At 33.4% G+C, this 24,074-nt stretch carries 21 protein-coding genes; 11 read left to right on the top strand and 10 right to left on the bottom strand.

The annotated features are described in order from the left end of the window. Positions 1 to 29: 29 nt before the first annotated feature. From OD803_RS00105 to OD803_RS00095, 3 genes are read right to left on the bottom strand one after another with little or no spacing between them, the layout of a single operon-like run. Positions 30 to 1,004, bottom strand: coding sequence for a YitT family protein (locus OD803_RS00105; protein ID WP_131505710.1), 975 nt, complete (start codon positions 1,002 to 1,004; stop codon positions 30 to 32). 25 nt (positions 1,005 to 1,029) lie between these two features. After that, complete coding sequence (locus OD803_RS00100; RefSeq protein WP_129758987.1) at positions 1,030 to 1,584, bottom strand: hypothetical protein; 555 nt, start codon at positions 1,582 to 1,584, stop codon at positions 1,030 to 1,032. 50 nt (positions 1,585 to 1,634) lie between these two features. Further along, positions 1,635 to 3,170, bottom strand: coding sequence for a helicase HerA-like domain-containing protein (locus OD803_RS00095; RefSeq protein ID WP_134198838.1), 1,536 nt, complete (start codon positions 3,168 to 3,170; stop codon positions 1,635 to 1,637). Positions 3,171 to 3,274: 104 nt separating this feature from the next. On the opposite strand from OD803_RS00095, the gene OD803_RS00090 reads away from it, so the two are divergent. Beyond that, positions 3,275 to 3,904, top strand: a complete 630-nt coding sequence (locus OD803_RS00090; RefSeq protein ID WP_129758985.1) for a 7-carboxy-7-deazaguanine synthase QueE — start codon at positions 3,275 to 3,277, stop codon at positions 3,902 to 3,904. Positions 3,905 to 3,954: 50 nt separating this feature from the next. On the opposite strand, the gene OD803_RS00085 is transcribed toward OD803_RS00090, so the two are convergent. Continuing rightward, entirely contained in the window at positions 3,955 to 4,488 is a 534-nt protein-coding gene (locus OD803_RS00085) for a DUF2911 domain-containing protein (RefSeq protein ID WP_262731922.1), read from the bottom strand. Between the two features lie 93 nt (positions 4,489 to 4,581). Beyond that, on the bottom strand, positions 4,582 to 5,850 hold the full coding sequence (locus tag OD803_RS00080) for a YCF48-related protein (protein WP_262731921.1): 1,269 nt from the start codon (positions 5,848 to 5,850) through the stop codon (positions 4,582 to 4,584). Between the two features lie 168 nt (positions 5,851 to 6,018). Here OD803_RS00080 and asnB point away from each other — a divergent pair, with 168 nt between their 5' ends. The 8 genes from asnB (at position 6,019) to secDF (ending at position 17,547) form a co-directional block, all read left to right on the top strand. After that, positions 6,019 to 7,680 (top strand): asparagine synthase B, encoded by a 1,662-nt coding sequence (gene asnB, locus OD803_RS00075; RefSeq protein WP_262731920.1) that lies wholly within the window; start codon positions 6,019 to 6,021, stop codon positions 7,678 to 7,680. 232 nt (positions 7,681 to 7,912) lie between these two features. Beyond that, on the top strand, positions 7,913 to 8,482 hold the full coding sequence (locus OD803_RS00070; protein ID WP_262731919.1) for a helix-turn-helix domain-containing protein: 570 nt from the start codon (positions 7,913 to 7,915) through the stop codon (positions 8,480 to 8,482). Between the two features lie 23 nt (positions 8,483 to 8,505). Further along, entirely contained in the window at positions 8,506 to 9,225 is a 720-nt protein-coding gene (locus OD803_RS00065) for a CPBP family intramembrane glutamic endopeptidase (RefSeq protein ID WP_262731918.1), read from the top strand. A gap of 291 nt (positions 9,226 to 9,516) precedes the next feature. After that, positions 9,517 to 11,454: a DNA topoisomerase (ATP-hydrolyzing) subunit B gene (gene gyrB, locus OD803_RS00060; RefSeq protein WP_131505702.1), complete on the top strand. Its 1,938-nt coding sequence runs from the start codon at positions 9,517 to 9,519 to the stop codon at positions 11,452 to 11,454. A 162-nt stretch (positions 11,455 to 11,616) separates the two neighbouring features. Continuing rightward, positions 11,617 to 12,630: a DUF6588 family protein gene (locus tag OD803_RS00055; protein WP_262731917.1), complete on the top strand. Its 1,014-nt coding sequence runs from the start codon at positions 11,617 to 11,619 to the stop codon at positions 12,628 to 12,630. A gap of 122 nt (positions 12,631 to 12,752) precedes the next feature. Beyond that, positions 12,753 to 13,679, top strand: coding sequence for a malate dehydrogenase (mdh, locus tag OD803_RS00050; protein ID WP_129758979.1), 927 nt, complete (start codon positions 12,753 to 12,755; stop codon positions 13,677 to 13,679). Between the two features lie 41 nt (positions 13,680 to 13,720). Continuing rightward, positions 13,721 to 14,371, top strand: a complete 651-nt coding sequence (locus OD803_RS00045) for a hypothetical protein (protein ID WP_262731916.1) — start codon at positions 13,721 to 13,723, stop codon at positions 14,369 to 14,371. A gap of 179 nt (positions 14,372 to 14,550) precedes the next feature. Then, complete coding sequence (secDF, locus tag OD803_RS00040) at positions 14,551 to 17,547, top strand: protein translocase subunit SecDF (RefSeq protein WP_262731915.1); 2,997 nt, start codon at positions 14,551 to 14,553, stop codon at positions 17,545 to 17,547. 94 nt (positions 17,548 to 17,641) lie between these two features. Here secDF and OD803_RS00035 read toward each other — a convergent pair whose 3' ends face one another. The 5 genes from OD803_RS00035 to folE all read right to left on the bottom strand — a co-directional run bounded on the left by OD803_RS00035 (position 17,642) and on the right by folE (position 21,448). Further along, entirely contained in the window at positions 17,642 to 18,139 is a 498-nt protein-coding gene (locus OD803_RS00035) for a DUF192 domain-containing protein (protein ID WP_262731914.1), read from the bottom strand. Then, entirely contained in the window at positions 18,139 to 18,963 is an 825-nt protein-coding gene (gene lgt / locus OD803_RS00030; protein WP_129758975.1) for a prolipoprotein diacylglyceryl transferase, read from the bottom strand. Before lgt ends, OD803_RS00035 begins: the two co-directional genes overlap by 1 nt. A 66-nt stretch (positions 18,964 to 19,029) precedes the next feature. Continuing rightward, positions 19,030 to 19,263 (bottom strand): membrane protein insertion efficiency factor YidD, encoded by a 234-nt coding sequence (yidD, locus tag OD803_RS00025; RefSeq protein ID WP_131505695.1) that lies wholly within the window; start codon positions 19,261 to 19,263, stop codon positions 19,030 to 19,032. Between the two features lie 2 nt (positions 19,264 to 19,265). Then, positions 19,266 to 20,747 carry a cysteine--tRNA ligase gene (gene cysS / locus OD803_RS00020; RefSeq protein ID WP_262731913.1) on the bottom strand — a complete coding sequence of 494 codons (1,482 nt, stop codon included), beginning with the start codon at positions 20,745 to 20,747 and terminating at the stop codon, positions 19,266 to 19,268. 23 nt (positions 20,748 to 20,770) lie between these two features. Next, positions 20,771 to 21,448, bottom strand: a complete 678-nt coding sequence (folE, locus tag OD803_RS00015) for a GTP cyclohydrolase I FolE (RefSeq protein WP_129758972.1) — start codon at positions 21,446 to 21,448, stop codon at positions 20,771 to 20,773. Positions 21,449 to 21,642: 194 nt separating this feature from the next. On the opposite strand from folE, the gene OD803_RS00010 reads away from it, so the two are divergent. Then, positions 21,643 to 22,110 carry a hypothetical protein gene (locus OD803_RS00010; protein WP_262731912.1) on the top strand — a complete coding sequence of 156 codons (468 nt, stop codon included), beginning with the start codon at positions 21,643 to 21,645 and terminating at the stop codon, positions 22,108 to 22,110. A gap of 9 nt (positions 22,111 to 22,119) precedes the next feature. Then, on the top strand, positions 22,120 to 24,074 hold a 1,955-nt coding region (locus tag OD803_RS00005; protein WP_262731911.1), incomplete at its 3' end, for a PKD domain-containing protein.

The raw sequence follows: 24,074 nt of genomic DNA, 5'->3' as shown, positions 1-24,074 counted from the left end.
GTTATGTGCTATTGTTAATTATTTAGGTGCTATTTTAGGGGTTTTCGTTTTATCATACCTCCTTTTAAGTCTTTTACCAATCCCATTATGATAAAAGCATCTTTGTCTATTTTGTCAATTTCAGTGTGTAGTTTGGCGAGTTCTAATCTGGTTACTACTGTATAAATAATGTCTTTGTCATAACTTTGCCCTTTTCCTCCATAACCGCCTTTTCCAGCATAAATAGTGCAGGCACGTCTTAACTTTTCAATGAGCATTGTTCTTAATTCTTCATGCTTTTCAGAAATAATAGTAACGCCAACATATTCCTCAACACCATCAACCACAAAGTCTACAGTTTTAGCAGCTGCTAAATAGGTTAAAATGGCGTATAATGCAGTTTCAATAGATAGTACGTAAGCACCAAATGAAAAGATGATGATATTAATAAGCAAAAGAACATCACCAACTGTTAGGGATAATTTTCTGCTTAAATAAATTGCCAATACCTCAGTACCATCAATAACGCTTCCGCCTCTCATGGACATTCCTATTCCTAAACCGAGAAAAAAGCCACCAAAAACAGCAATTAGTAGTTTATCTTCAGTAATGGTAGGATAGTCAATATAATGCACTACAAACCCTAGAAAAGCAATGGCAATAATACTTTTTATGGCAAACTTTAGGCTTAATGTTCTTGCTCCTAAGATAAGAAAAGGGATGTTGACCAGTATAAGCAGAAAACTTAATTCTATGTTAGTGATGTTTTCTAAAAGTAATGAAATACCTGTAGCACCACCATCAATAAAACGATTAGGTAGTAAAAACCCTTTAAGTCCAAAACCTGCTGAAAACACACCAATAATGATAAAAATATACTCTTTAATGGCATGAGATAACTCTACCTGAAGATTTCTTACTACAGGTACAATTTGTCGTTTACTAAACTCGGTAGTAGTCTTTTGGCTAGCTTTGAGTCGTTTGCGAGCAATATCAACTAATATTTTGGAAAAAAATGGATTCATTAATTAAAGTAAACCTATTTAAATCCTAATTCCAATGAACAAAAAAGTATTTAATTTTTGCTGTGTCAGGGATTTGAGATTTTTCAATTTTTAAGTTCATATCAAATCTCAAATTAGCTGGTAATTCTTTTTTATCAATTGTAAAGGATGCATTAATTTCATCAACCGAAATCACAATAGAATTAATTAAATTATTAATTCTTGATACAGTGTAATTGTCTTGTATATCTTTAAAAGTACTTAGTGTTGAAATGTTTTTATCTGTTTTGAATCTAGAATCGATAATTTGAACACTACCAATAGTTGATGTTGAATCTAAAACTTGTTTAGGAGATAAAATCAATAGTTTTTTACCACCTTTTTCAAACACTTCAATATCACTTTTGTTTTCAATAAATTCATCACCTTTTATATAGTTTACAATGGAGTCATTTACAAATAAAGCTTCCAAATCTTTGACTTGTGTAGAGTCGGTTAGTAACCCAATATGTTGTTTACTAACTTGAAAAGGGTCTTGTTCTTTTTTACAACTTGTTAGAACTAAAGTGAAAATAATAAGGTAAAGCAGGGATTTGTTCATGGTTTTTATTTTAATGTTATAGTGTTTTTTTTATGTATTGGTATTGAAGATTATTTTTTCATCACTTTAGTAAGGATGCCGAAAACACTTCTAATAAACGTTGCACTTGTAAGTACTTTTACAACAGGATTCATTCTATTGCTTCTTGTACTCGAAGTTCTTCGTTTTGACTCAGCTTTTTTAAGCGCTTCTTTTTCTTTTCGAGCTTTTTCCTTAGCTTCTTCAGCCTCAGCACGCTCAATTTTTTCATTTAATATTTCATAAGCACTTTCTCTATCGATAGTTTCGTTGTATTTTTTAACCATTTTAGAGCTAGACAATAAGTTGCTCAATTCAGAATCGGTTAACACATCCATTCTACTCATAGGTGCACGCATCATGGTTGCTGCAAGTGGTGTTGGTCTTCCTTTTTCATTTAATGCTGAAACTAATGCTTCTCCAGTTCCTAAAGAGGTTAATACTTCAGCGGTATCGTAATATTCTGTGTCAGGATAATTTTGAGCTGTAAGCTTAATGGCTTTTCTGTCTTTAGCTGTAAATGCTCTTAATGCATGCTGAACTTTTAAACCTAATTGACTTAGGACAGCTTCAGGAACATCAGTAGGGTTTTGTGTTACAAAATATAATCCAACACCTTTACTTCGTATTAATTTTACAATGCTTTCTATTTGATCTAATAAAGCGTCAGAAGCTTCATTAAAAATTAAATGTGCTTCGTCAATAAACATGATTAATTCTGGTCGTCCAGTATCGCCTTGTTCAGGGAAAGTAGAATAGATTTCAGCCAAAAGACTCAACATAAAAGTTGAAAACAGTTTTGGTCTGTCTTGTATATCAGTCAATCTAATAATGTTTATGTAGCCTCTACCATCATCAGCAATTCTAAGTAAATCTTGGGTGTCAAAAGATTTTTCTCCAAAAAACAAGTCGCCACCTTGTTGCTCTAGTTCAACAATTTTTCTAAGAATTGCTCCTGTAGATGCTGTTGAAATTCGGCCATATTCCTCTTGAAATTCTTCTTTACCTTCGGAAGTACAATATTGTAGTATTTTTTTAAAGTCTTTTAAGTCTAAAAGCGGAAGTTTATTATCGTCACAATATTTAAAAATAACCGAAATTATTCCAGCTTGGGTTTCTGTTACATCTAAAATTCTTGAAATAAGTACAGGTCCAAATTCGCTAACGGTTGCTCTTAGTCTCACACCATCTTGTTCAGATAATGTCATTACTTCAACAGGAAACGATTTAGCCTCAAAAGGTAAACCAATAGCCTCATGACGTTCGTCAATTTTAACGTGTCCAGGACTAGGTTGTGCTAAGCCACTTAGGTCTCCTTTAATATCCATCAATAACACAGGAACACCTTTTTCGCTAAGATTTTCAGCTAAAACTTGTAGTGTTTTTGTTTTTCCAGTACCTGTAGCTCCAGCAATAAGTCCATGTCTATTCATGGTTTTAAGCGGAACATTTACATAGGCGTTTTTTATAGTTTCACCATCCAACATGGCAGAGCCAAGTGTAATGAATTCACCTTTATTGGTGTTTCCTTCGGTAATGTGGTTAAAGAATTCTTCGTTTCTGCTCATTATTCAAAAAATTTCTATAAAAATACTAATCTAGAATTAATCCTACAGAAAATCTTTTTAACATTTTAACACTAAACTTCTAATAGTAACTTATCTTTGCGGCAATGAAGACAGAGACACAAATATTGGTTGATAAAGGTGAGATGCTTCCTTTAATGGAAGAATTTTACACTATTCAGGGAGAAGGTTATCACAAAGGAACAGCTGCTTACTTTATTAGAGTAGGAGGTTGTGATGTTGGTTGCCATTGGTGTGATGTGAAAGAAAGTTGGAATGCAGACATTCATCCGCCAACTGAAACGTCTAAAATTGTTGAAAATGCCGCTAAGTATAGTGACACTATAGTTGTTACAGGAGGTGAACCGTTAACTTGGGATATGACTGCTTTAACATCGCAGCTTAAAGCAAAAGGACTGCAGGTGCATATTGAAACGTCTGGAGCTTATAAGCTAACAGGTACTTGGGATTGGATTTGTTTATCTCCTAAAAAATTGAAATTGCCAACTCAAGAAGTGTATGATAATGCTAATGAGTTAAAAGTGATTGTTTATAATAAAGACGATTTTCGTTTTGCTGAGGAGCAAGCAGCAAAAGTAAATAAAGATTGTATTTTGTACTTACAACCTGAGTGGAGCAAACGCGATAAAGTTGTTCCTGAAATTGTTGATTATGTAATGAAAAATCCTAAATGGAAAGTGTCGTTACAAACGCATAAATATTTGAACATACCATAAATAAAAAAAAGCCTTGAGAAATCAAGGCTTTTTTAGTGTTTCATATTTTTTTATTTCATTGGAACAGCAACTCTTAGAGTTCCCCAAGCTAAATGCATGCTACCTTCGTCGTCAAATGCTATAGAAAAAGCTTCAAGGCTTTTCTTGCCTTCGTTAACAGGAACTTCAACTCTTGCTACATCATTGTCTTTGTTATAACTGTAAGCTCCCCAAACATCAACATCAGAATTTATAATAATAGTCCAAGATTTTTCACCAGGAATAGTAAACAGTGAGTAAGTGCCAGCTTTAACCTTTTTATCACCTACAGTAACATCTTTGTAAAATGTTATTTCAGTTGCTTCGTTGGCTCCAGTTCGCCAAACTTCTCCATTTGGAGCTAAAGATTGAACTGTTCTGCCTTTTAGTTGAGGTCTGCTGTAAATAACTTTGACAGTTTTTTCAGATACTCTATGGCTACTTGGAAATGCTGCTGCATCCATAGGGCTTTTGTCAAGATCTTTAAAATCTTGAGCGTTCATACTAAATGAGACTAATAAAATTGCTAAACATGCTAGCTTGGATAAATTCATTGCTTTTTTCATACGTTTTTTTATTAAGATTCTAAATTTAAGATTTCACTTATAAAAAATAGAGTTTGAATTGTTAATTTTTGTTAAACAAAAATCGTGCTAAGTTTATTGCTTAATGAATTTTATGGACTCTCTCTGAAAATTGTTGTGCAAGTTTAAAAAGTAAGTCCCAGATGAAAGTTCACTCACATCAAAGGCATAGTGTTTTTCAATTCCAGTAGCAGTGATAATTTCCCTTGAAAGTTGTTTTATGAAAGTTCCTTTACTATCATACAACTCAATTAAAAGATTGTCATTGTTGTGAAAGTAAATACTAAACTCTAGTGTTGTATCTACAGGATTATTTTTAATATGAGTATCAAGTGTTTTTGAGTTGGATTCTACTTCGCTAATATTTAAAGAGGCATCGGTAAATTTATAGATAGAAGTTCCTGAGGCATAAGCTAAAGTAGGACTGATTACAAAAATCCTATTTAAATTAGAACCTACATTAAGGTTTGTCCAAGTTTGTCCGCCATCTACTGTTTCATAAAAACCAGTAGTATGTCCTCCCATCCATCCTTTGTTTTCATTGATAAAACCAACCGCTTGAACATCGGTTTCAGGTGCGTCATAACTGTTCCATGTGGTTCCACTATCAACGGATTTTATCAATTTTCCAGGATTGGGAGCTATAGAAGAAATCGCTCCAAAAAATACATTAGGTGCATTTTCTAAAATCTGAAATTTCCAAACATATTCTCCAGGTATATTAGAATTAAATAGTTCTGTCCAAGTACTTCCTCCATCAGTGGTTTTAAGTACACAGGCACCATTTGCATTACTTCCGCAAGCATAACCTATCAATTCATTAATAAACTTAATCTCTACTAGTGCATTAGCATAAGCAGACATATCAATGTATTGCCAATTTAAACCACTATCAGTGGACTTTATAATGTAAGCAGGAGTAAAATAGGCTCCACAACCATAAATTGTTGAACTGCCTACAGCATTCAAACCACAAATAGCTTGAGGATTTGGAGAGATGTTGGTGACTTCAGTCCACGTTGTTCCACCATCATTTGTTGAGAAAAATTTACCATTTAAAGTCCCTAAAAAACCAATATTTTCATTAATGAATTCAATGTTTCTAAAGTAGTAGCTGCCACCTAAATCACTAGAGCTAACTTGTTCTGTCCAAGTGTTGCCACCATCAGTGGTTTTAAAAACTGCTGCATAATAACCATTCGCAGCCCAACCAATATTGTCGTTTATAAAGAAAACATCATCAAAACGTTGTCCATTTGTGTTTGGAGTAATTGAAGTAGGTTGCCATGTTTGACTATATAGTATAAATGGCAAAAGGTAAACGAGCAGGCTTAAGTGTTTCATTTTGTAAATATAAATAACAAAATACAGTTCAATAACTTTTCTAATAATTATAATTTATGGTTTTTAGTTTTAATTTGTAATTGAAATGTTGATTATATTTTTTATTTTGTAATGTTAAATGAATATTTGCTTCATAATATGTAACAATTGATATAAAAAAGAGAAATTATGTGTGGAATTGTATGTGCATTTGATTTAAAGCAGAAAACAGAAGATTTAAGACCTCAAATATTAGAAATGTCAAAAAGAATCCGTCATCGTGGTCCAGACTGGAGCGGAATTTTTGATAATGACAAAGCGATTATGGCGCATGAGCGTTTAGCGATTGTTGATCCTGCTTCAGGAAAACAACCTTTGTTTTCAGAAGATAAGAGGTTTGTTTTAGCGGCTAATGGTGAAATATATAACCATAGAGAGCTACGTAAACAATTTCCTGATTATAAGTTTCAAACTGAAAGTGATTGTGAGGTTATTTTGGCGTTGTATCAAGAAAAAGGAACTGATTTTGTTGATGAACTTAATGGTATTTTTGGTTTTGCAATTTATGATGTTGAAAAAGACGAATATTTTGTAGCTAGAGACCACATGGGAATCATTCCATTATACATTGGATGGGATCAAAACGGAACCTTTTATGTAGCATCAGAATTGAAAGCAATTGAAGGTGTTTGTACAAAAATTGAGCTATTTCCTCCAGGTCATTATATGTCTAGTAAAGATGGTGAGTTTGTGCAATGGCATAAACGTGAGTGGACTGATTATGATGCAGTAAAAGACAACGAAACAAGTATTTCAAAAATAAAAGAAGCGCTTGAAGCAGCTGTTCACAGGCAGTTAATGAGTGATGTACCTTATGGTGTTTTGCTTTCAGGAGGATTAGATTCTTCGGTGACTTCAGCAATTGCAAAAAAATATGCTCAAAAGCGTATTGAAAGTGATGACACTTCTGATGCTTGGTGGCCTCAATTGCATAGCTTTTCAGTAGGACTAGAAGGGTCTCCAGATTTGGCTGCAGCACAGAAAGTGGCAGACCATATTGGAACTGTTCATCACGAAATAAAGTTTACCATTCAAGAAGGTTTAGATGCGGTAAGAGACGTAATTTATCAGCTAGAAACCTATGATATTACAACTATTCGCGCGAGTACACCTATGTATTTAATGGCAAGAGTTATTAAGTCTATGGGAATAAAAATGGTGTTGTCTGGTGAAGGTGCTGACGAATTATTTGGTGGTTATCTGTATTTTCATAAAGCACCAAATGCAAAAGAGTTTCATGAAGAAACGGTTCGTAAGTTGAGTAAACTGCATATGTATGATTGCTTGAGAGCAAATAAAAGTTTAGCAGCTTGGGGAATTGAAGGTCGTGTGCCATTTTTAGATAAGGAATTTATGGATGTGGCAATGAGTATCAACCCGCAAGATAAAATGATAACACCAGAGCGTATGGAAAAATGGGTAGTGAGAAAAGCTTTTGAAGATATGCTGCCAGAGAGCGTAGCTTGGAGACAAAAAGAACAGTTTAGTGATGGTGTTGGTTACAGTTGGATTGACACTTTGAAAGAAGTAGTGAATGAAGAAGTAACCGATGAGCAAATGAAGAATGCGCATTTTAGGTTCCCGATACAAACACCTCAAAATAAAGAAGAGTTTTATTATCGTTCTATTTTTGAAGAGCATTTTCCAAGTGATGCAGCTGCATTAAGCGTACCACAAGAACCTAGTGTAGCATGCAGTACAAAAATTGCTTTAGAGTGGGATGAAGCATTCAAAAACATGAATGACCCAAGTGGAAGAGCAGTTGCAAAAGTACATACTGATGCATATTAATTTTAATAATCTATAAGAAGGAAAGCCGGTTAAAAACCGGCTTTTTTATTTTAAAAATAATTACTTTTAAACACTAGGCTAACCCAATGTATTATTTTGAGTTTTCAAGTAAGATCGCTTAATGAAGGCTTAAAACCCTTATAAAACCTAACAATGACATATAGGTGACATTTAAATGTCGTGTTAAAATCCAATAACCTGAAGTAGATTTGCATCAGAAATAATAATCAAAATGAATAAAAATTCTTTAAGCGAAAATTTAACCTATCAGCGAAAGCTAAAAGGGTATACGCAAGAGCAACTTTCTGATAAAACTACTGTTACGGTTAGAACCATTCAGCGTATAGAAAAAGGTGATGTACAGCCACATCTTCAAACGGTAAAACTGTTGGCAGCAGGTCTTGAAATAGAGATTGATGAATTACTAATTCTTGATGACCCAAAGGAGGAAGTCATACAACGCAAATGGATGTTGTTGCTTCATGGTTCTCCTTTTTTAGGATTGATTATTCCGTTTGGAAGTATTTTGTTTCCATTGTTTCTTTGGATTCATAAAGCTGAAGATAGTAAGGTGTATGATGTTCATGGTAGAGCAATTGTAAATTTTCATGGGACAATTACCTTGCTGTTCTTTTTGTCGTTACTATCTTTTTTTATTATTCCTGGTTACAATTTTTTTATTTCAGGAGCGATTGTGCTTTTTGCTATTATCACTACGATATATAATATTTCAAGATCGCTACAAACGGGAACTTTTAAGTATCCATTTTCAATCCCTTTTTTGAAACCAAAAGAAGCATAACTTTAATTTAAACGTAATTTCAAATGTTAGGATTATTAATAATACTAGTAATCTCATGGGCACTCTTACGCTTTATTGAGAAAAAAAATATTGATGTTTTAGGTGTCATTCCTTATTCAAATAGAGTGCTTCAATTCTTCATAGGACTTGTGTTTATGATGCTTCTGTGTTTTTTGATGGTAGCTGCTGAAACATATATTTTAAATGTGAAGTGGAAACTAAAAGAGACTGTTGACTTCAGTTTAATATTTCAATCTTTCTTCTATCACATCAAATCAGCTTTGACCGAAGATTTAGTCTTTCGTGGAGCGTTGCTATATGTACTAATTCAAAGAATTGGGTCAAAAAAGGCTATTCTGCTATCAGCATTGTGTTTTGGAGTTTACCATGTATTCTCGTATGGTATGATGGGAGAAAGAATAATACCTATCGTGTATGTGATTTTAGTAACAGGATTTACAGGCTATGTTTGGGCCTATACATTTTATAATACAAAGTCAATTATGTTAGGTTTAGGATTTCACTTAGGCTATAACTTTTTAATGACGTTCTTTTATGAATCCTATCCGTATGGCGAATTGATGTTTATAGAACAATCAAAAACCGCTCCGCAAGATTGGAATTGGATTTTCTTTAATTTATTTAAAGGATTATTTCCATCTATCATAACATTGGTATTTGTTAATTATTTGATTAAATCAAGTTGTGTAATTAATTTAAGGAACAACAACTCAAAATCATGATTTATTAAGGTAATTCTAATAAATTATAAACGCATTAAAACCGCTCTAATGCATTTTTGTGTTTTATTGATTTTGAATGAGCCTAAAAAAATCCCAAAATCAAATTTAAGGTGCTTTTTAGACGTTTTAAGGCACTTTTGAGTAATTAACAAATGTTGATAATTTATTAACTAACTCGTTAAAATACTTTTAAAAGGCATGATAATTTGTTATCTTTGTTAGTATCTCAAAAGAGACGCAGTTAGCGTCTTTTTTTCTGTAAAATAAGAACTAAATCATATTAAAATAAAAATGAGCGAAGAAAACAAAAAACAGTATGGTGCAGACAGTATCCAAGCCCTTGAGGGAATGGAGCACGTGCGTATGCGTCCATCGATGTACATTGGAGACGTAGGTGTAAGAGGTTTACACCATTTGGTTTATGAAGTAGTTGACAACTCCATTGATGAAGCTTTAGCAGGACATTGTGATAATATCACAGTAACTATAAATGAGGATAACTCAATTACCACTGAGGATGACGGTCGTGGTATTCCAGTTGGATTACACAAAAAAGAAGGTGTTTCGGCACTAGAAGTTGTAATGACTAAAATTGGAGCTGGAGGTAAGTTTGATAAAGATTCTTATAAAGTATCAGGTGGACTTCATGGTGTTGGTGTAAGTTGTGTTAATGCATTATCTGAACACTTAAAAGCCACAGTTCATAGAGAAGGAAAAATTTGGGAACAAGAATACGAAAGAGGTAAAACATTATACCCTGTAAAAACTATTGGTGATTCTGATAAAACAGGAACCATTGTAACTTTTAAACCAGACCCACAAATATTTCAACAAACACTAGAGTACAATTACGATACTTTAGCTAGTAGAATGCGTGAGTTGGCATACCTTAATAAAGGTATTACAGTACATTTAGTTGACAAACGTCACAAAAAAGAAGACGGAAGTTTTGAAGGGGAAACATTCCATTCAGAAGAAGGACTTTCAGAATTTGTGAAGTTTTTAGATGGTAACAGAGAGCCTTTAATGAACGATGTTATTTCTTTTGAAGGAGAAAAGAACGGAGTTCCTGTTGAGGTTGCTATGGTTTACAATACGTCGTATGCAGAAAACTTACATTCGTATGTAAACAATATTAATACCCACGAAGGTGGAACGCATCTTTCTGGTTTCCGTCGTGGTTTGACACATACTTTAAAAAAGTATGCTGACGAATCAGGAATGTTAGATAAGCTAAAGTTTGATATTGCAGGAGATGATTTCCGTGAAGGATTAACAGCTATTGTTTCTGTAAAAGTTGCAGAGCCTCAATTTGAAGGGCAAACAAAGACTAAACTAGGAAACAGAGAAGTATCTGCTTCAGTAAGTCAAGCGGTTTCTGAAATGTTAACTGATTATTTAGAAGAACATCCTGAAGACGCTAAAACCATTGTTCAAAAGGTAATTCTTGCAGCTCAAGCACGTCATGCAGCGCAAAAGGCACGTGAAATGGTACAGCGTAAAACTGTAATGAGCATTGGAGGTTTACCAGGAAAACTGAGTGACTGTTCAGAGCAAGACCCAGAAAAATGTGAAGTATTCCTTGTAGAGGGAGATTCGGCAGGTGGAACTGCAAAACAAGGTCGTGACAGAGCATTTCAAGCTATTCTTCCACTACGTGGTAAAATATTGAATGTTGAAAAAGCAATGACGCACAAAGTGTTTGAAAACGAGGAGATTAAAAACATCTTCACAGCACTAGGAGTTACCATTGGTACTGAGGAAGATAGTAAAGCGTTAAACCTATCGAAATTACGTTATCACAAAGTAGTTATTATGTGTGATGCGGATATTGATGGTAGCCACATTGCAACACTTATTTTAACGTTCTTCTTTAGATACATGAAAGAACTTATTGAGAACGGTCATATTTACATTGCAACACCACCTTTATATTTGGTTAAGAAAGGTCAAAAGAAAAGCTATGCTTGGACTGATAAAGAACGTGATGCAATTGCCGAAGAATTTGGAGGTAGTGTAAGTGTACAACGTTATAAGGGTCTTGGAGAGATGAATGCTGAGCAGCTTTGGGACACAACAATGAATCCAGAGTTTAGAACACTACGTCAAGTAAATATTGATAATGGTGGAGAAGCAGATCGTATCTTCTCAATGTTAATGGGAGACGAAGTACCACCTCGTAGGGAGTTTATTGAAAAGAATGCTATTTACGCTAATATTGATGCGTAATTAATAGTAGCTATTATTATACTAAAAGCGAATACATTTTGTATTCGCTTTTTTTTGTGCTGAAAAAAATAAAACATCGATAAAGTGCAATTTTTTAACGATAAAATACGTTATAATCATAAATTTTACTATTTTCACCAAAAATTTAATCTACTTAGTATTATGAAAAAATGTGTTCTGTTCATGCTGTTTGTAATTGCAGTTACAATTACAAATGCACAAGAAAACGTAAATGACCTATTAACAGCAGGTGTTGAGGATGCCCAACGATTTACGGCAGATTATATAGCTCCAGCTTCTGAAGGAGTGGCTTTTGGAATCAACAATGGTTGGTTTAACAATGCAAAAGCACCAAAACGTTTTGGCTTTGAAATTTCTATTGTGGGAAATGCTTCTTTGATTAAAGATGAAAAAAAATCTTTTGAAATGAATGTAGCAGATTATGAAAATATTAGATTTCCTGATAATAGTCCAACAAAAACTGTAGCTACAGCTTTAGGGCATAATGATCCTGATATTACAGTTATTGCAACCTATGACGATCCTATTTTTGGAGCACAAGAAGTGGAAATAACCTTACCTACAGGTATTGGTTCAGAAAACATAAACTTAATACCAACAGCATTTTTACAAGCTAGTTTTTCACCTTTTAAAGGTACTCAGCTAAAAGGACGCTTTTTTCCTAAGGTAGATACTGATGATGTTAAAGTAGGATTCTATGGTTTTGGTATACAACAAGAATTTACATCATGGTTACCAGCAGACAAAGTATTTCCTGTTGCTATTTCTGGTTTAATAGCCTATACGCATTTAGATGGAAGCTATGATTTTACTGATGGTGAATATGTAGAAGGAGAAAACCAAAAAATAGATACTGAAGTTAACACAATGCTTTTTGAATTAATAGTTGGTACTAAATTAAAAGTAATCAACTTTTATGGTGGTTTAGGGTATATTACAGGAACATCAACAACCGATTTATTAGGAACTTATAGAGTAACCGATGGTGTTTTATTTTCAGAAGAAATAATTGACCCATTTTCGGTTGAACAAGATATATCAGGAATTAGAGCAACTGTTGGAGCCAATTTAAAATTAGGTTTTTTTGGTATCAATGCCGATTATACAGTAGCAGAGTTTGATAGCGCAAGTTTAGGTCTTAATTTTTCGTTTTAAACTTGGTTAATAATAGATTTAACAAAGGCACAAGATTATTCTTGTGCTTTTTTCATTTACAGTATAATAATTTGTAATTTTGCAGTCTTAAAAATCAACACAATTTTAAAAATTATTTATATATGAAAGTAACAGTAGTTGGAGCAGGAGCAGTAGGTGCAAGTTGTGCAGAATATATTGCAATTAAAAACTTTGCATCTGAAGTTGTATTATTAGATATTAAAGAGGGTTTTGCCGAAGGTAAAGCTATGGATTTAATGCAAACCGCATCTTTAAACGGTTTTGATACAAAAATTACAGGTGTAACTAACGATTATAGCAAAACAGCTAATAGTGATATTTGTGTAATTACTTCAGGTATTCCTCGTAAACCAGGAATGACTCGTGAAGAGTTAATAGGTATCAATGCTGGTATTGTAAAATCGGTTTCATCTAGTTTAATAGAGCATTCTCCTAACACTATAATGATTGTTGTAAGTAACCCTATGGATACTATGACGTATTTAGTACACAAAACTACTAGTTTACCTAAAAACAGAATTATAGGAATGGGTGGAGCTTTAGATTCTGCTCGTTTTAAATACAGATTAGCTGAAGCTTTAGGAGCTCCTATTAGTGATGTTGACGGAATGGTAATTGGAGGTCATAGCGATAAAGGTATGGTGCCTTTAACTGCACATGCAACAAGAAACAGTATTAAAGTATCTGAGTTCTTATCAGAAGAAAGATTAGACCAAGTAAAAGAAGATACTAAAGTTGGTGGAGCAACACTTACAAAATTATTAGGTACATCTGCTTGGTATGCTCCAGGAGCTGCAGTAAGTGGATTGGTACAAGCTATCGCTTGCGATCAAAAGAAAATGTTCCCATGTTCAGCTTTATTAGAAGGTGAGTACGGATTAAACGATTTATGTATTGGTGTTCCTGTAATTTTAGGACGTAATGGTATTGAAGAAATTGTAAACATTGAGCTTAGTGATGCCGAAAAAGCACACATGCAAGAAAGTGCTGAAGGTGTAAGTAAAACTAACGGATTGTTAGAATTATAAATCTTAGCTTTCACAATTAAAATAGACTTAAAGACTGCTATATGCAGTCTTTATTTTTTTCATATATTTGGCGCATGAATTTGAGATGGTACATTAGTACTCTGGTAATCATTTTATCTGTATTAGGTGGTTTTTCTAGCCAGCAGCAATCGTCTGTACCTAATCAGGAAGTTGTTTTACAATTTACAGGAGAACATGTAAGTCATGAAGATACACAAAATGCTATAGCTAATGTAAAGCAGCAGTTGCAACATGCAGGAGCTGAAAATATTAAGGTTGTAGAGCAAGATAACGGTCAACTAAAAATTACCTATTACAGTACTTCTGACGTTACCAATATTAAAAAGCAATTATCTCAAGATAATGTTCTAGATTTAGGTGTTACTGCTTTTGATGACAAATCGAACAGTAATAAACTTCCATCAAGTAATACATCAATTGACTACAATGTTGATGTTTACGAAATTCATAGTAACTACGACATTGGATTAAGCGGTAAACTTGCTGTAGAATTAAAATCTGACCACGACCGATTAATAAACCCAAATGTATTTGCGCCTTCATATTACCTTAATATTGATGCCACTGAGCATTTAAGAGCGTCTGGTTATGTGTTTAGAAGATATATTGCTAACGCAATAGACAAGTATTCCTACAAAATTCCTGAAGTTAGAGCAGGACCTTTAGCTTAATCAGTTATTAAAAGATAAGTTTTCTATACCCAAAAGCTTATCACTCCTATTAAAGATAGTTTTTCGTGTTTTATCGAAAAGCGCATTTAAAACCACTTATAATCATAAAAAATAATTGTCAAATTCTGAGTAAATTCTATATTTGCTCGTTTTAAAAAATTTGACCAAAAAATAAAGTAATGCAAAACAAAGGATTAGTAAAGCTATTTGCAGTGTTATTTGGTTTGGTAAGTATATACCAATTATCATTTACATTCAAAGCTAATCAAATTGACAGTACTGCTGAAGAATTAGCAATAAGTAAATTTGATACACCAGAAGAAAGAGCAGCCGAAGAGGTAAGATACCTAGACTCTCTTAAAACAAACAAAGTTGATGTAGACGGAAAACAAGAAAGCATTAAAGTTTTCGATATAGGAATTGCCGACTACACGTACAACGAGGTAAAAGACAAGGCCATGAACCTTGGTCTTGACCTTAAAGGAGGAATTAACGTTATCCTTGAAATATCTGTAAAAGATATCTTAGTAGGATTAGCAAACGACTCTAAAGACCCAGTTTTTAACAAGGCATTAAGTGATGCTGAGGAAATTCAAAAAGACGCTCAAGAGCCATATCTAGAGTCTTTCTACAAAGCTTTTGATGCTATAAAAGGAGACCAAAAATTAGCTTCTCCTGATATTTTTGCTAACAGAACAATGTACCCAGACATTACAAACGATATGTCTGACGATGACGTTAAAGGCATTATCAAAACTAAAGTTGATGAGTCTATCGTTTCTGCATTTGAGGTATTACGTAAGCGTATTGATAAGTTTGGTGTTACTCAACCAAATATTCAGCGTTTAGGAAACTCAGGACGTATTTTAGTAGAACTTCCAGGAGCTAAAGATGTTGAGCGTGTTAAAAAACTTTTACAAAGTACTGCACAGTTAGAGTTTTGGGATGCGTATAGAGGAGAGCAATTTCTTCCATTCTTAGCGCAAGCTAATGAAACTTTGAAGCCTATAGTTAATACTGAAAAAGATACTGAGGTAGCTGTTGATTCTACTGTAGCTGAAAAAACTGATAGTTTAATTGATGATTTAGTAGGTGAAACAACTACTGATTCTACAGATGTAACAGTAAACCCAATTTTTGATTTATTAAGAGGTTATGGTTCAGGAGGACCTGTAGTAGCAACTTTTGAAGCAAAAGATAAAGAACTTGTTACTTCATACTTAAACAATCCACAGGTAAGAGCATTATTGCCAGCTGAACAACGTTATGTGAAATTTGTTTGGGGAATCCAACCAAAAGATAGCGACTATGTAGATTTATATGCACTTGTAGGAAACAGAGAAAATCAGCCACCTTTAAGTGGAGCTGTTATTTCTGATGCACGTCAATCTTATAGCCAAACAGGTAAGCCATCTGTAAGTATGCAAATGGATAGCAAAGGAGCTAAGATTTGGGAAGAAATGACAGGAAAAGCGTATCAGCAACAAAGCCAAATAGCAATTGTTCTTGATGATATTGTGTATTCTGCTCCTGGTGTAACAACTGGTCCAATTTCTGGAGGTAACTCTGAAATTTCTGGTTCATTTACATTAAACGAGGCAGTAGATTTAGCTAACGTATTAAGAGCTGGTAAGTTACCTGCTTCGGCTGATATTGTTCAAGCTGAAGAAGTTGGTGCAACTTTAGGACAAGAAGCTATTGATAGTGGTATTAAATCATTCTTAATTGCATTGTCATTAGTATTATTATGGATGATACTATACTATGGTAAGTCAGGTATTTTTGCTGATATTGCCTTGTTATTCAACATTCTTTTAATATTTGGAGTGCTTTCAGGGTTAGGAGCTGTGTTAACGCTTCCTGGTTTAGCAGGTATTGTATTAACAATTGGTATGTCGGTAGATGCCAACGTACTTATTTTTGAACGTGTGCGTGAAGAAATATCAAAAGGTAAAGGACAAAAAGAAGCTGTAAAAGATGGTTTTGCTAATGCATTGTCTTCTATCTTAGATGCTAACATTACAACAGGTTTAACTGCAATTATATTATTTGTGTTTGGTACTGGTCCAATTAAAGGATTTGCTACAACATTATTAATTGGTATTGTTACGTCTTTGTTTACTGCAATATTCATCACTAGATTATTAGTTGATTGGTATGTAAACAGAGGTGGTAAACTAGAGTTCTCTACTGCGTTAACAAAAGGATTATTTAAAAACTTGAACATCGATTTTATTAGTAAGAGAAAAGTGGCTTATGTGTTTTCAGCAATTTTAATTGTTGTTAGTATTGGCTCTTTAGCTACTAAAGGATTAGATCAAGGTATTGATTTTGTTGGAGGTAGAACTTACCAAGTACGTTTTGACCAAGATGTGAATCCTGAAGAGGTTAAAGCTGATGTAGAAAGCGTTTTTGAAAGTGCTGAGGTAAAAACAATTGGTAATTCTCACCAATTGAAAATATCTACAAAGTTCATGGTAAATGAAAATTCAGCTGAAGCAGATTCTATCGTTCAAACTAAATTATACGAATCACTAAGCAAATACTTACCACAGGGAACATCGTATGACGATTTCTCTAAAGCTAAAAACAATGTAGGTAAAGTATTCTCTGGTAAAGTAAGTCCTACAATTGCCGATGATATCAAAAAAGAGTCTTTCTGGGCTGTACTTGGGTCATTAGTAGTTGTATTCTTATACATCTTATTACGATTTAAAAAATGGCAATTCTCAACTGGAGCAGTTGCTGCGGTTTTCCATGATATTATTATTGTATTAGGAGTGTTCTCTATTACTTATTCATTTATGCCATTTAGTATGGAAATTGACCAAGCGTTTATTGCAGCTATCTTAACCGTAATTGGTTACTCTCTAAACGATACAGTAGTTGTGTTTGATAGAATTAGAGAAGTGATAGCAGAAAGAGCTGGTTTTAAAGGTGGAAAAAATATTAACTCTGCAATTAACAGCACTTTAAGTAGAACATTGAATACCTCTTTAACAACGTTAGTGGTATTATTGGCAATGTTTATTTTTGGAGCTGATTCTTTAAGAGGTTTATTATTTGCACTTATAGTTGGTGTGGTTGTAGGTACATATTCTTCTGTATTTATTGCAACTCCAGTTATGTATGATACTTTAAAAAACAAAGGAGAAACAGCTGAAGATAAAGAGTAAGAATTATATACTATTCTGAATAATAAAAAGCCACTCTAAAAGAGTGGCTTTTTATTTTATAGTTGTTTAAGTTTTTATTTTATAGTTTGGAAATTTATAAAGTAGTGAATGAAATGCTATCATCAGCAGTAAGTTTCCATTCATCACTTAAACCTGCGTTTATTTCAAGAACATATTTAGCAGGCGCTTTTGACGGTAACGATGTTTCGTCATAAGGCTTAGCATTTTTTTGGATATTGATAATGGTTTTATCAGCATTTAAAAAAATAATATCCAAAGGAATTTTGGTATTCTTCATGTAGAAACTATGGTATTTCTCATCAGGGAAAATAAATAGCATCCCTTGAGAATCTTTCATACTATCTCTATACATTAAACCAGTTTGTGTTTGGTAATCATCATCAGCTATTTCTATATCTAAGCTTTTAACTATAGAGTCTGAAGTGCCTTTGTAAAGTGTTAGTTCACCTTCTTTTTTAAAGGAAATAACTACTGGTTTAATCGCTTTTTTGTCTTCTTTACAAGATGTGTTTGCTAAACAAAATATGCTTAAACTAGCAACATATACTATGTTGTAAATTTTCTTTCTCATTAAGAAAGCTTTGATTTAGGCTTGTAAACAAACATAAAGTATAGTCCTATTAAAATAAAAGGAATACTTAACCATTGACCTGTGTTTAAAGCCCATGTAGCACGTTCTTCAACTTGTGCCTCTTTAACAAACTCAACAAAAAATCTAACAGTCCATAATAACACTAAAAACAAGCCAAATAAAAACCCTTCTTGTTCACTTTTCTTAGTTTTCCAATAGAAATAGAATAGTATAAAAAACACGAACACATAACAGATTGCTTCATAAAGTTGTGCTGGATGTCTTGGAAAATCTTCACCTAATTTTGTAAAAACTACTCCGTAATCAGAGTTGGTTGGTTTTCCTATGATTTCAGAATTAATAAAGTTCCCAAATCGAACAAAAACAGCTCCAGAAGCTACAGGAATTACAACTCTGTCTAATATCCAAAGCACCGATTTTTTAAGCACTTTTTTATTGTATAAATACATTGAGACAATCATAGCCATAGCAGCACCATGACTTGCTAGTCCTTGAAACCCTGTAAAATGAATACCTCCTTTAAAGCTAAAAGGTAAAAAGACACTCCAAAAATCTTCTTTAAAAAGTTCAGGTTGGTAAAAAATAACATGACCTAATCTAGCACCAAGCATAATACCTACTACAGAATAGATAAAGAGCGAGTCTAAAGATTCGTTGCTTTCGTTTTCATTTTTATAAATGCGTTTCATGATGTAGAAACCAAGTATAAAAGCTACTATCCACATCATACTGTAATAATGTAGTGTAAAAAAGCTTAAGTCTATTCCTTTTGATGGGTTCCAGTCTATATGTAAAAAATGCATGTGTTTATTTTTTCAAAGGTAAATATACTACTTTGAGTGTGACTAAGTGTTAAGTATTTTTGAAAATTAGTTTTCCTTTTCAGGAACAGGGTCAAAACCAGAACCTCCCCAAGGATGACAACTAAAAATCCTTTTTATTGCCAGTTTTCCACCTTTTAATAAGCCATGTTTTAATAATGCGTCCTTTGTGTAGTAAGAACAAGTAGGTTGGTATCTACATGTTGAAGGTAGAAAAGGTGAAATTAATGTTTGATAGACCTTTATTAAAAATAAAAAAGGAGCTATTATAATTTTTTTCATGACTAGTTTGTCGTAAAAGTAGTTCCTTCTTTACCATCTTTAAGCTGAATTCCAGCTTCAGCTAATTCGTCACGTATTTTATCAGATAAAGCAAAGTCTTTATTAGCTCTGGCTTCTTGTCGTAATTTAATTAAAATATCAACAGCAGCAGATAATTTATCAGTACCAGATTCTTTCTTTGATTCGTTTTGTAACCCTAAAACATCAAATGTAAATGCGTACATAGTTTGTTTTAGAAGTTTTAAATCATCAGAAGTAATAGAGGCTTTACCGTCTTTTATTTGGTTGATGTATTTAGCAGCGTCAAATAAATGAGCTATTAATATTGGAGAATTAAAATCATCATTCATAGCATCATAACAGTTCTGTTTCCATTCAGAAACATTGAATGTAGATGTAGAAGCAGACGATATGTTATCTAGTAAATTAATAGCATCCATTAATCTATGAAACCCTTTTTCGCTAGCCAATAAGCCATCGTCAGTAAGGTCTAATACACTTCTGTAAGACGATTGAGCATTAAAAAAACGTATAACACTTGGTGAATATGCTTTACTAAAAAATTTGTTGTCACCAGAAAGTAACTCGTCAGGGTTTACAGTGTTTCCTGTAGATTTAGACATACGCTGTCCATTAAGATGAAGCATATTAGCATGCATCCAGTAGTTAACAGGCGATTGTCCTTTAGCAGCTTCGTTTTGAGCAATTTCGCACTCGTGATGTGGAAATTTTAAGTCCATACCACCACCATGAATATCAAAACGGTCACCAAGATATTTGGTACTCATTGCTGTACATTCTAAGTGCCAACCAGGAAAACCATCGCTCCAAGGAGAAGGCCAACGCATAATGTGTTGTGGTTCGGCTTTTTTCCAAAGGGCAAAATCTTGCGGATTTTTTTTATCACTTTGTCCATCAAGTTCACGTGTGTTGTGGATTAAATCGTCCAACTTACGTTTACTTAACTTGCCATAATCATTCGTTTCATTAAACTTGTGTACATCAAAATATACCGATCCGTTTACTTCGTAAGCAAAACCGTTTTTTATTATGGTACTAATAAGTTCAATTTGTTCAATAATATGACCTGTAGCTGTAGGTTCAATACTTGGTGGTAAAAAATTGAAAATACTTAAAATGTTGTGAAAGTCTACAGTGTAGCGTTGCACAACTTCCATAGGTTCAACTTGCTCTAAACGCGCCTTTTTTGTGATTTTGTCTTCACCAGCATCAGCATCGTTTTCTAAATGACCAGCATCAGTAATATTTCTTACATAACGTACTTTATACCCTAAATGCTTTAGGTATCTAAAAACCATATCAAAAGACATAAAAGTTCTTACATTACCTAAATGTACATTACTGTAAACTGTAGGTCCACAAACATACATACCTACATATCCTTCGGTAATAGATTTAAAAGGTTCTTTTTGTCCGCTTAATGAGTTGTAAATTTTAATGTTTTGCTGGTCGTAAAGATGCATTTGCTTTTTGTGTGATGTTTAAACTAAAATTGAGTGTCTAATTTAATATAATCTAAGAATTCTCTACGAGTTTCTTCATTTTTAAATTTTCCTCCAAATTCAGAAGTGACTGTGCTGCTTTCTATGTCTCTAATCCCTCTAGAGTTAACGCACAAGTGTTTTGCATCAATAACACAAGCTACATCTTCAGTATTTAAAACACTTTGAAGTTCTTTTACGATTTGTATGGTAAGACGTTCTTGTACTTGAGGTCGCTTTGCGTAATAATCGACAATACGATTCATTTTTGAAAGACCTACAACTGTACCGTTAGATATGTAGGCTACATGAGCTCTACCAACAATTGGTAATAAGTGATGTTCGCAAGTAGAATAAACAGTTATGTTTTTTTCTACTAGCATTTCACCATATTTATATTTATTGTCAAAGGTTGACGCGCTAGGTTTTTTATCAGGGTTTAAACCTCCAAAAATTTCCTTCACAAACATTTTAGCAACACGCATAGGTGTGCCGCTAAGGCTGTCATCAGTTAGGTCTAGACCTAAAGTCTCCATTATGTGTCTAACGTCATCCTTAATAATGTCTATTTTTTCATCATTAGTAAGGTTAAAAGCATCAGATCTCATTGGAGTGTCGGCAGAAGTGCCAATGTGGTCATTACCAATAGAATCAAAATCTTCTATGTCTTTTTCTATTTTCATTACAATTTTAAAAATAAGGTCAATTTAAACAGAAGGCAAAGATAAGCAATTAAAAAAATTGAACACAAGGTAGGTGTTTTTTAATTTCAGTTGTTATATAAATAAGCTGTGTAAAAGTTAATTTCATTAACATATTAACATAGTCTTTATTAAAAAATTCTTAAATTTCACGTCTTTTAAAAATTGATAAAGCAATGAAAATTAAATTACCGTTTCTACTTGCTGTATGTGTGTGTTTTATGACATTTTACTCAGCAAATTCTCAAAACATTAAACCTTCAATTTCGCTCATTAAGTATAATGATAATGTAAATGCTCCTTTAAATAGTAAAGAGTTAAAACAAATTAATGAAGTTTATGGAGATAAGTCTAATGAGTATGTGTTAAACAGACCTCAAAGATTAAAGGACATTAAAAACTTATTAAGGAATAGAATTGAAATAAAACTTATTTCTAATCCTAACGACCAAAAACAATGTCCATTACTTTCAGAAGTACCATTGTTAAACTATTATGTTAGTGATTTACGAAGAGATACGGTTTTTAATCCTCAAAAGTTTAATCCTTTAAAGTACTTATTCAATGTTAATGGTCTGTCTGGTGAAATGTACCGAGTAGATAACACTAATTACTTTATCATAATTAAGTCTCAATTCCAATAAAAAATTGCAATGAAAAAAATTACATTTTTAATACTGTTTATATTTTCTTTTACAGCATACTCTCAAGATGTTTCAATGCAGAATGGTACAGTAAGCCAATGCTCTGGAACGTTTTATGATTCAGGAGGTGCATCTGGGCCTTATTCAAGTAATGAAACATTGGTGTTCACTATTTGTCCTGAAAATCCAGGTCAATTAGTTCAATTAAACTTTACAGCTTTTAACACCCAGTTAGGTGCAGATATAATGACTATTTATAATGGAGATAGTACAGCATCTCCTGCTTTTGGGTCGTTTGATGGAGTTAATAACCCAGGTTTTGTAAGTGCTACAGAATCTAACCCTACAGGGTGTCTTACAATTGAGTTTACTTCAGATGGATCTGGTACAACAACAGGTTGGGCTGCAGATATTTCTTGTTTAACACCTTGTCAGGTTATTACCTCTCAAATTGATTCAGCTACGCCAGCTCCAAATGGAGATGGTTATATAAGAGTTTGTCCTAATGAGGAAATTACACTTACAGGTAGTGGTAACTTTGAGTTTGATGGTACAGGAGCAACATACGAGTGGGATTTAGGAGATGGTAATACTATTGCAGGACAGACAGCTACGTTTTCGTATGCAACACCAGGAGTGTATATTGTAAATCTTGATATTAGAGATGCAAATACAAGTGTTGATCCTGATGGTTGTCCAAATACTAATTTAATAAATCAAGTTATTCAGGTAGCTACTGAGCCAGATTTTACAGGTACTCAAGCTGCTGAAAGTACAATTTGTTTTGGAGAATCTACTACTATCGAAGGTGTGGTAAATGCAGTACCTTTTATAAACGACTGTACGCCTCCAGTAAGTGGTACAACATTCTTACCAGATGGCTCTGGTGCTGTTTATGAAACTTGTATCACTGTAGATTGTTTTGATTCAGCTCAAACATTAACAGATCCAAATCAGCTTTTGAATGTCTGTGTTAATATGGAGCACTCATATTCTGGAGATTTAGATATAACTATAATTTCACCTAATGGTCAAGAAGCTGACTTATTTACACAAGCAGGAGGAGGCACCTATTTTGGAGGTGCTAATGATGATGGAAGTAATACGCCTGGTGTTGGAGCGGATTATTGTTTTTCAATGTCAGGAACTGTTTTATTAGAAAATGCTCCAACTATTACAGCAGGATCTAACCCTCCAGGAAACTCATGGGCACCAGGTACATATTTACCTGTAGAATCTTTTGCAAGTTTAGTTGGTAGCCCACTTAATGGAGATTGGTGTATTAGAATTGTAGATAATTTAGCTATAGATAATGGATATGTGTTTTCTTGGGGAATGAATTTTGACCCAAATATTCAACCTCCTGAATTATCATTTACTCCAGTAATTACTTCTGAAGCTTGGGATGCAGATCCATCAATTACTAATACAGCAGGAAATGTTATAACAGTTCAACCTGCTACTGAAGGTACACATTGTTATACTTACAGAGTTACTGATGACTTTGGATGTGAATATACTGAGCAAGTTTGTATTAATGTACTACCTGAAATAGTTACAGATCCACCAAATGATTTATTCATTTGTGATACAGGAGTTCCTCCATATATATTTGATTTAAGTTCTAATACTCCTGTTGTTCTAGCTTCCTCTCCAATACCAGGAGATATGGTTGTCACTTATCATGAAACCGCTTTTGATGCCGATGATGATACAAATGCAATTGCAAACCCTGGAGCATATTCTGGTACTGATGGACAAGTTATTTACATCAGAATTGAATATTTAACATCAGATTGTTATGAAATATTGACTTTCACTTTAAATGTTTCAGGTCAGCCTATAATTAATCCAGTTTTAGACCTAGAAGTCTGCGATGATGACAGCAATGATGGATTTGAGGATTTTGATTTAACGGTTCAAGATTTAGGTATTTTAGGCGCACAACCTTCTACAGATTTTGT

The sequence above is a fragment of the Gaetbulibacter sp. NE genome (assembly GCF_025548475.1).
Classification (GTDB): domain Bacteria; phylum Bacteroidota; class Bacteroidia; order Flavobacteriales; family Flavobacteriaceae; genus Gaetbulibacter_B; species Gaetbulibacter_B jejuensis.
The sequence above is the reverse complement of the archived record's forward strand: the minus strand, read 5'-3'. Positions and strand labels throughout refer to the sequence as shown.

Coding starts and splice junctions, on each gene's coding strand:
- mdh (WP_129758979.1), top strand. CDS start 12,753: ATGAAAGTAACAGTAGTTGGAGCAGGAGCAGTAGGTGCAAGTTGTGCA.
- cysS (WP_262731913.1), bottom strand. CDS start 20,747: ATGCATCTTTACGACCAGCAAAACATTAAAATTTACAACTCATTAAGC.
- OD803_RS00055 (WP_262731917.1), top strand. CDS start 11,617: ATGAAAAAATGTGTTCTGTTCATGCTGTTTGTAATTGCAGTTACAATT.
- OD803_RS00095 (WP_134198838.1), bottom strand. CDS start 3,170: ATGAGCAGAAACGAAGAATTCTTTAACCACATTACCGAAGGAAACACC.
- OD803_RS00045 (WP_262731916.1), top strand. CDS start 13,721: ATGCAGTCTTTATTTTTTTCATATATTTGGCGCATGAATTTGAGATGG.
- yidD (WP_131505695.1), bottom strand. CDS start 19,263: ATGAAAAAAATTATAATAGCTCCTTTTTTATTTTTAATAAAGGTCTAT.
- secDF (WP_262731915.1), top strand. CDS start 14,551: ATGCAAAACAAAGGATTAGTAAAGCTATTTGCAGTGTTATTTGGTTTG.
- OD803_RS00080 (WP_262731921.1), bottom strand. CDS start 5,850: ATGAAACACTTAAGCCTGCTCGTTTACCTTTTGCCATTTATACTATAT.
- OD803_RS00065 (WP_262731918.1), top strand. CDS start 8,506: ATGTTAGGATTATTAATAATACTAGTAATCTCATGGGCACTCTTACGC.
- OD803_RS00100 (WP_129758987.1), bottom strand. CDS start 1,584: ATGAACAAATCCCTGCTTTACCTTATTATTTTCACTTTAGTTCTAACA.
- OD803_RS00010 (WP_262731912.1), top strand. CDS start 21,643: ATGAAAATTAAATTACCGTTTCTACTTGCTGTATGTGTGTGTTTTATG.
- folE (WP_129758972.1), bottom strand. CDS start 21,448: ATGAAAATAGAAAAAGACATAGAAGATTTTGATTCTATTGGTAATGAC.
- OD803_RS00070 (WP_262731919.1), top strand. CDS start 7,913: ATGAATAAAAATTCTTTAAGCGAAAATTTAACCTATCAGCGAAAGCTA.
- OD803_RS00035 (WP_262731914.1), bottom strand. CDS start 18,139: ATGAGAAAGAAAATTTACAACATAGTATATGTTGCTAGTTTAAGCATA.
- gyrB (WP_131505702.1), top strand. CDS start 9,517: ATGAGCGAAGAAAACAAAAAACAGTATGGTGCAGACAGTATCCAAGCC.
- lgt (WP_129758975.1), bottom strand. CDS start 18,963: ATGCATTTTTTACATATAGACTGGAACCCATCAAAAGGAATAGACTTA.
- OD803_RS00085 (WP_262731922.1), bottom strand. CDS start 4,488: ATGAAAAAAGCAATGAATTTATCCAAGCTAGCATGTTTAGCAATTTTA.
- asnB (WP_262731920.1), top strand. CDS start 6,019: ATGTGTGGAATTGTATGTGCATTTGATTTAAAGCAGAAAACAGAAGAT.
- OD803_RS00090 (WP_129758985.1), top strand. CDS start 3,275: ATGAAGACAGAGACACAAATATTGGTTGATAAAGGTGAGATGCTTCCT.
- OD803_RS00105 (WP_131505710.1), bottom strand. CDS start 1,004: ATGAATCCATTTTTTTCCAAAATATTAGTTGATATTGCTCGCAAACGA.